This is a genomic window from Stenotrophomonas sp. YJH_SMC_10 (assembly GCF_059371555.1).
On record NZ_JCAFUS010000030.1, the window covers coordinates 1 to 7,089 of the forward strand.

The 7,089-nt window shown below is 65.2% G+C and carries 8 protein-coding genes and 1 pseudogene; 6 read left to right on the forward strand and 3 right to left on the reverse strand.

What is annotated here, in order from left to right; translation table 11 throughout:
• The 3 genes and pseudogenes from AC5P9C_RS20285 to AC5P9C_RS20295 form a co-directional block, all read right to left on the reverse strand.
• A pseudogene (locus AC5P9C_RS20285) lies at positions 1-369 on the reverse strand (hypothetical protein); the annotation flags it as partial.
• Positions 370-372: 3 nt separating this feature from the next.
• Positions 373-789, reverse strand: a complete 417-nt coding sequence (locus tag AC5P9C_RS20290) for a hypothetical protein (RefSeq protein ID WP_495205283.1) — start codon at positions 787-789, stop codon at positions 373-375.
• The gene (locus tag AC5P9C_RS20295) at positions 789-1,757 is read right to left on the reverse strand and encodes a hypothetical protein (protein ID WP_495205284.1); all 969 of its coding nucleotides are present in this window, start codon (positions 1,755-1,757) and stop codon (positions 789-791) included. The genes AC5P9C_RS20290 and AC5P9C_RS20295 overlap by 1 nt, the downstream gene beginning before the upstream one ends.
• A 611-nt stretch (positions 1,758-2,368) precedes the next feature.
• Here AC5P9C_RS20295 and AC5P9C_RS20300 point away from each other — a divergent pair.
• From AC5P9C_RS20300 to AC5P9C_RS20325, 6 genes are read left to right on the forward strand one after another with little or no spacing between them, the layout of a single operon-like run.
• Positions 2,369-2,743, forward strand: coding sequence for a hypothetical protein (locus tag AC5P9C_RS20300; RefSeq protein WP_495205285.1), 375 nt, complete (start codon positions 2,369-2,371; stop codon positions 2,741-2,743).
• Positions 2,744-2,749: 6 nt separating this feature from the next.
• On the forward strand, positions 2,750-3,142 hold the full coding sequence (locus AC5P9C_RS20305; RefSeq protein WP_495205286.1) for a hypothetical protein: 393 nt from the start codon (positions 2,750-2,752) through the stop codon (positions 3,140-3,142).
• Positions 3,139-3,837, forward strand: coding sequence for a hypothetical protein (locus AC5P9C_RS20310; protein WP_495205287.1), 699 nt, complete (start codon positions 3,139-3,141; stop codon positions 3,835-3,837). Before AC5P9C_RS20305 ends, AC5P9C_RS20310 begins: the two co-directional genes overlap by 4 nt.
• Positions 3,830-5,875: a DNA cytosine methyltransferase gene (locus AC5P9C_RS20315; RefSeq protein ID WP_495205288.1), complete on the forward strand. Its 2,046-nt coding sequence runs from the start codon at positions 3,830-3,832 to the stop codon at positions 5,873-5,875. The genes AC5P9C_RS20310 and AC5P9C_RS20315 overlap by 8 nt, the downstream gene beginning before the upstream one ends.
• The gene (locus AC5P9C_RS20320) at positions 5,872-6,207 is read left to right on the forward strand and encodes a hypothetical protein (protein ID WP_495205289.1); all 336 of its coding nucleotides are present in this window, start codon (positions 5,872-5,874) and stop codon (positions 6,205-6,207) included. Before AC5P9C_RS20315 ends, AC5P9C_RS20320 begins: the two co-directional genes overlap by 4 nt.
• A complete protein-coding gene (locus AC5P9C_RS20325) occupies positions 6,204-6,977 on the forward strand; it encodes a hypothetical protein (protein ID WP_495205290.1) in 774 nt (257 codons plus the stop codon). Before AC5P9C_RS20320 ends, AC5P9C_RS20325 begins: the two co-directional genes overlap by 4 nt.
• The last annotated feature ends 112 nt before the right edge of the window (positions 6,978-7,089 follow it).

A 7,089-nucleotide genomic window follows, 5' to 3' on the forward strand; every position in this document is an offset into this window, starting at 1 on the left:
GCCCATCAGAATGAAGCGAGACTCGGTACCGCGAGTGATGTAGCTCTCCACCCGATTCTTAGCATCAGCACGCACGTCAGCATAGGAGCCCGTCGCGAACATGCTCACCGTTACGCGCGGGTCAGCTGGCGGATCGATCAGTACACCGATCGCATCCTTCAGCACGTCAGTGTTGGCGGTATCGACATGCACGAACATCTTGCGCAGCGTGGCTCGACCAGTCGTGCGCTCCTCGTCACCAATGTCAGGGAAGAGGTTGTTCATTGTCCCGTCGACAATCTCAGCCTGGACCATACGGCCGCCGCCGTCGGGGTTGTCAGTCAGGCGTTGCGACTGACGCAGCTTGATGTCGGTTGCAGAAATGGTCATGGGTTACACCGTCATGAGGCGAAGAGTGATGGAGAACAGATCGGCATCCAGGGCCGGCACAGCAAACCGGGTGGGCTCAACCTCAATCGCTGGGCCATCGGTTCGGCGCCAGCGCACCTGAAACGCTCGCTCGCCGCCGTTGTGCGCGGGCATGACGAGATCGATGGGCGCTGCGCGCGCCTCGCTCTCGCTCTCCTGCAGGGCCCGAAGAGTGGGCAGAGACACCACCCCGACGTAGGCAGTCCCGTCGCGGGTCGTTTTCAATGTGATGGGGCGGCCGGCCTGTCGCGCTGACTCCTGGACGATCAGCGCGCCGGTCAGGCTCGTACGCGCCTGTTGGCCGACGCGCCAGGCCGTGAACTCGTCGGACCATTGGAGATCGGCAGGAAGGTCGATAGCCCCCAGAATGATGCGCGTCATCAGCGCCTCCCCCGCACAGACACGGATCGGCTTTGCTGAACCCTGCGGAGCACTAGTGGCGCAACCATGTTCGCGATGCGCTCGGCCTGCTGCTGCTCGGCTGCAGTCGCGCCAGCGACGATCTCTTTGCTAGGCGCCTTCCAGTCGATGACCAGAACCTGTTCCTTCGCCTCACCCGCCTTGATCCGGGAGGCATCGGCCTTCGCCTGTGCTTCCGCCTCAGCGACAGCAGCTTTCCGACGCTCCTCGGCCGCCTGTTTCGCGGCCCTTTCCTTTTCCAGCCGCTTTGCTTCGATTTGGTTCTCAAGCTGAACCACGCTATCGAGCTCGCCGGCGCCGACCAGGTCAAAGCGCTCGGCCAGCTCCTTTCGCTTGCCTGCGAGTTCGTCCATGCCTTCGAGCAACTGCTTTTGCTCTTCGGTGTACTTGGCAAGCTCCTGTCGCTGTGCGTACAGCGAATTCCAGATGTTGGCGAACTGCTGAAGGCTGTTCGGGCCGCTCATCTGGCTCAACATGTCTCTCGTTTTCTGCGAAATCTCACCCATGCTCAGCGAGAAGCCCTGAGCGGCATTTGAGGCGCTCGCCAAGCTGCCTCCGGCCGCAGAAGCTCCCTCAGCGACCCGTTCAACGCCGGTCGCGGCCTCATCCGATGCGCGTTTAACGTCGAGCATGGCGTCAGTCGCCTTCTGAGCACCCTGCTCGACTCGACCCATCGCAGCGGCGCCCTTTGCCCCAAGCTGCTCCATCGAATCGCCGGTGTCGTAGATCGCGCCCTGAACGTCCAGCTGGGACTGCACCTGGCTCCGGCGCCAGGCATCACTATCGGCGACAGCTGCCTTTGCGGTATCGGCGTAGGCGAGCAGCCATTCGTCGCCAGCTGCACCGTCAGCCAGCACGCCGCGACGCACCAGGTCGCTGACTGCCTGCTGGGAAATGCCCACCAGATCGCCGAAAGCACCCTGCCTCATCGGACTGCTCAGATCAGAAACCACTACAACCCCCTTGGAAATGCGTCATGACTAGCGAAAAACTGCGCGACCGAATACCCGTGGAACCTGAGGCCGGGGAGGACCCATCGGCCCGCCCTCTCCCCCCTGCCCCTCCCGGGCTACCAACCGCACGATGATTCGCGTGGAACATGCCAGCCGTCCGCACCGTCCAAACCATCAAGGCAAGGTCTGGACGCCCGTAACCCGCGCCGTTACTAGGCTGTCCACACTGTCCATACCGTCCACACCAATTTTTTTGAATTGAGTAGTTGAGAGCTGGGGCGGTGTGTTGGTACATGTACGCGCGCGAGAAATGGTGTGGACGGTCAGGACAGCGCTGTCGCAGTAGGCGGCAGGTCTGGTCAGAGGTTCGGACGGGTGTGGACGAAGCTGGCGAGGTCTGGTCAGAAGTCAGGTCCACTTGGGCCCTCCCGCCTTGACCGCTGTACGGTTGCCAGCCAGTCATCGATTGCGAGGCCAGGCCTGAACCACCGGGGCTCCCGACTGCCGTCATCCGGCCAACGCCTGCGCTGCTGCTCCCAGCCCAGCGTCTTCATGATCGAGGCGACCCGCATCTGCTCGGGCTTGCCGTGCTTGCCTGGGTCCAAGCCGATGGCGTACGTGAGGAGGTTGTCGGTGGTCGCCCAGTCAATCTGCGACGCCATCGCCAGTCGCGTTGGGTATCCAGCCACACCCAACATGCGATCGCACCGCTGCGCGCGGCACCTGCCCGGGTGCAGCCGGCCTGCACGCCAGGTCCGCTTACAGGCGTCAGTGACGCGGCGACCACGATCCGACACCGGGAACTCGACCGGCAGCAGCTGGCCGACGACCTGGGCGCTTTCCTCGCAGCGGGCGGGCACATCGAGGTGCTGGGGCACACCCCACTTCGCCCGCTGATGAGCCGCCACGCGGCCGCCCATGGCAGCTATGCCGAGCGCATGGCTGCCCACGACATCGACTGAGGCGCCATGAGCAGCGATTCGCACGCAGCGGCCACCACCGAGCCCGGTAGGCCCGGCAGCACCTACTCCGATGGCCCGGTGTGGCATGCCTTCGGTCTCAGCCGCGCCGCCTATTTGGTGGTGCCGCGCCGCACCCTGCAATCCATGTCCATCGACTGGCAGGCGCGCTTTGTCGCGCTAATCCAAGAGGCGCGCCAGGCATTGCCTGATGAGGCATTCCCCCAGTACCAGGCGGTGCGGCTCCGCGACGGCAAGTACGCCGCTGATCCCAACTGCCGGTACCGCCGTATGCCGCCGTTTCCTGGACGCCCCTCCGCGAACGCACATGCCGTATGCGACGCGCCACTCGCTGGTGCCTTCGTGAACACCTTCACCCTCTTCGATCAGGCCCGCCGATGACCGCGAACCTCACGCTTCTTCCTACGAACTGTCCCGTTCTGCGCGACGCATTTGAAACGATCAGCGCGATCGCTGTCGAGGCTGTGTGGCTGCCCAACCAGGCGAAGGCCATCACCCTTGCGCAGGCCCAGACCGCACTGCGGGACCTGCACAACCGCCTGCCGCGCTTGCAGGATCTGCGCGTGTTCGAAGCCGCCGTAGCCGCCTATGTTGCGACTCTGCGCAGCAGCATGCAGGACGGCGACATGCCGCTCTGCGATACCACCCGTGCCCGGCTGGCGCAGGCGACCGAATTGCTGGAGCTGGTAAGGAGTCAGAGTCGCGCCGTGGTCGATCCGGCCGACCCGTGGCGGGGCCTGTACCACCCCAGTCGCCTCCCGGCGCGCAACGCCGACGGCGAGATCCTATGCCATCCGGACGTGCCCATGTGGGCTGACGGTCGCGAGGCATCGCTGCGCCCTCTTTTCCTTGCTCAGGGCTTCGACCTGGTCGTGGTCGAGGGCGAGTTTTCCGAAGAGGGCATCGGATCGGGCGCTTACAACGCAGCACAGGAACTGCACGATTGGAACCCGGAGGGACCTGGAGAGGACTGGCGTCTGGTGTGGCTAGGCGAGACGGAAGACGGCCTCGCTGCGTGGTTCGTGCGGCCTCTGGCGATCGCTGCAATGGCGGCGAAGGAGACTGCACATGGCTGACGGTTCCCGCTCCTTCAACTTCCCGCCGCCACAGGTCTCCCGCCTGCGCCCCGGCGAGATCGTCGTGGATCTGTTCGCCGGCGGTGGTGGCGCATCGGAAGGGCTTAAGCAGGCCATCGGCATCGATCCCGCCCTGGCCTACAACCACGACGAGCTGGCCATCGGCCTGCACGCCGCCAATCACCCCCTGACCCAGCACCACCGCGAGGATATCTGGCACGCAGACCCACGCGTGGACGTGGCCGGCCGGCCCATCGGCTGGTTCCATGCCTCGCCGGACTGCACGCACTTCAGCCAGGCCAAGGGCGGCCAGCCGCGCAGCCGCAAGACCCGCGCATTGTCGTGGGTGGTGCTGAAGTGGGTTGGCCAGCTGCTGCGTGCCGATCGGCTGCACGGGACCAACACCGCGCCGCGCATCATCTCCATGGAGAACGTGTGGCAGATCCTGACCTGGGGTCCGCTGGTGGCAAAGCGCTGCTGCAAGACCGGCCGGGTGATCACCCTAGACTTGGTCCAGGCCGTGCATCCGGAGTCGGGAAAGCCGCTGTTCCGGCGTGGCAAGCCGGTCATGGTCAACCGAGTCGCCGACAAAGGCGAGCGGGTGCCCGTCGAGCGCCAGGCTCTTGTCCCCCATAAGCGCCACAGCGGACGCACTTGGCGGCAGTTCGTCGCAGCACTGCGGGCGCTGGGCTACGCGGTGGAGTGGCGCAAGCTGGTGGCCAGCGATTACGGCGCCGGCACCAGCCGCGAACGCCTGTTCCTGCTTGGCCGCCGCGATGGTCAGCCCATCGTGTGGCCCGAGCCGACCCATGGCACAGCCCCGGGACAGAAGCCGCGCGTGACTGCTGCTGACTGCCTGGACTTCTCGATTCCCTGCCCGTCCATCTTTACTCGGGACCGGCCGCTGGCCGACGCCACCATGCGCCGCATCGCCAAGGGCGTCATGCGGCACGTCATCAACTCGGCCGATCCCTTCATCGTCCCTGCAACGCACCAGGGCGGCGATCGCGTGCATAGCGTGCGCGATCCCATGCGCACCATCACCGCCGCCAATCGCGGCGAGCTGATGCTGGTGGCGCCGGAGCTGGCGCCGTTCCTCACCGAGCATGCCAACGCAAGCCGTCAGCGGACGATGGCAGCGGACGAGCCACTTCCCACTGTCTGCGCCGGGGTGAAGGGTGGGCACTTCTCGGTGGTATCCCCGACTCTTGTCCAGACCGGCTACGGCGAGCGTGAAGGCCAGGCCCCGCGTGCACTCGACCTGCAGCAGCCGCTGGGCACGATTGTCGCGGGCGGTGTGAAGCACGCTGTGGCCGCGCCGCACCTGGTGAAGTTCCGTGGCGACAGCATCGGCACGGCGGCCACCGAGCCCGTGCCGACGATCACTTCTGGTGCTGGTGCCGTGCGCCCTGCCGGCGCTGCGCACGCGCTTGGTGTGGCAACAGCCTTCCTCGAGCAGGCCAATGGCGGCTTCTACCAGGGCGCAGGCAACGATGCTCGCGACCCCATCAGCACCATCACTGCCAGCGGCAGCCAGCAGCGCCTGGTCGCTGCACACCTGACGGCGATGGCGCAGAACGTGGTGGGGAACGATCTGCGGGTGCCTCTTCCGACCGTGCTCGCCGGTGCAACGCGCTTCGCCGAAGTGGAATGCACCCTGAGCCCCGAACAGGAAGCGGGCGCCCTGCGCGTCGCCGCCTTCTTGGTGAAGTACTACGGCAGCGGCATCGCCGTGGACCTGCACGACCCAGTGGACACGGTGACTACCAAGGATCGCCTGGCGCTTGTCACCGTGGTCATCAAGGGCACGCCCTACGTCATCGTGGATATCGGCCTGCGCATGCTCAAGCCGCATGAGCTGTTCCGCGCGCAGGGCTTCCCGGTGACCTACATCATCGACCGCACCGCCGACGGCACCGTACTGAAGACCACGGCCCAGGTGCGCATGTGCGGCAATAGCGTCAGCCCACCGCCGTTCTACGCCTTGATCGACGCCAACCTGGACCCGGTGGCTTTGCCGCAGGCGGAGGCCGCATGAGCATCCGACGCCAGCACGCCAACAACGGCATGGCCGCCGGTGGCCGTCCGATTCGCATCCCCCGCTCGGTCGACAGCGTGCGCGCGCACTTGAAGCGCCACCTCTTGGAGGAAGGCAAGCGCATGCAGGACTTGGCCGAGGTCTGGAGCTGCTCGAAGCACAACGTCTACGACCTGTTCTACCGCGACCGGCCCATCTCGCCGAACCACATCGAGCTCGCCGCCAGGATGCTTGGCCTGGATGAATTCGACACCAACGAGCTGCGCCTGCTCGGGGCACGAGAGGCCGGCTGGCACATCGACACCAACTTTCTGCTGGAGAAAATCGCATGACCACCGACAACAAGACCCTGGCGGACGTGCAGCCCGGTGGGAGGGTGAGGCTGGGGAATGCCCTTCTACCCTGCCCGTTCTGCGGCGCACCCGCTGAACGCATCGACTTCGGTATCGGCTCGGGGGAAAACGAGGGCGGCTCGTGCATTGCTTGCACCGTCTGCCAGCACAGCGGACCCATTGAGTTCGGCTACAAGGAGAACTTCATCTCCAATTGGAACCGCCGCGCTCTCGCCGCCCGCCAGCCGGTGGGGGAGATCCCATCCGAGGTGCTTTCCGCCATCTCTGGCCTTGCCCACATCGCCAAAGCCAACGTGTCCAGCTTGGCAGACAAGCATGTGGCCATCATCGACGCGTGGCTCTACGCCGCCCCGACCGCGCAGGCCGTGGTCCTGAGTCCGTCCCAATCTGTACTCGCCGAGGTTGCCCAGGAGAGAGCGCAGCAGGAAGCGAAATGGGGTCAGCAGAACCACGTCGACTGGACCCCCACGTCGGCAGCAACGGATCTTGCCGGAGCTTGGCCTGCTGGCGTGGGTGACCACTTCAAGTTCATCACGGATTACAAGGCGAAAGGGGCGGAGGGTCATCGCCTGGGTTACTTCGACATCCTCATGGAAGAGGTGGCTGAGGCGCACGACGAAGCCCGCGACGGCGACACGAAAGCCACTCGCGCGGAACTGGTGCAGGTCGCCGCAGTTGCCGTGGCGTGGATCGAGTGCATCGATCGTAGGTTGGCCAAGGTCGACAGCCAGGCGGTGGGCAATGGCTAAGCTTGACGACGAAAGCCTGACGCTGATGTTCGATCCGTTCGATGGCGATTTCGGCTCACCAGGGGACAAAGTTCTTTCCGACAAAATGGTGACCGGTCGCAAAGAGCACAAC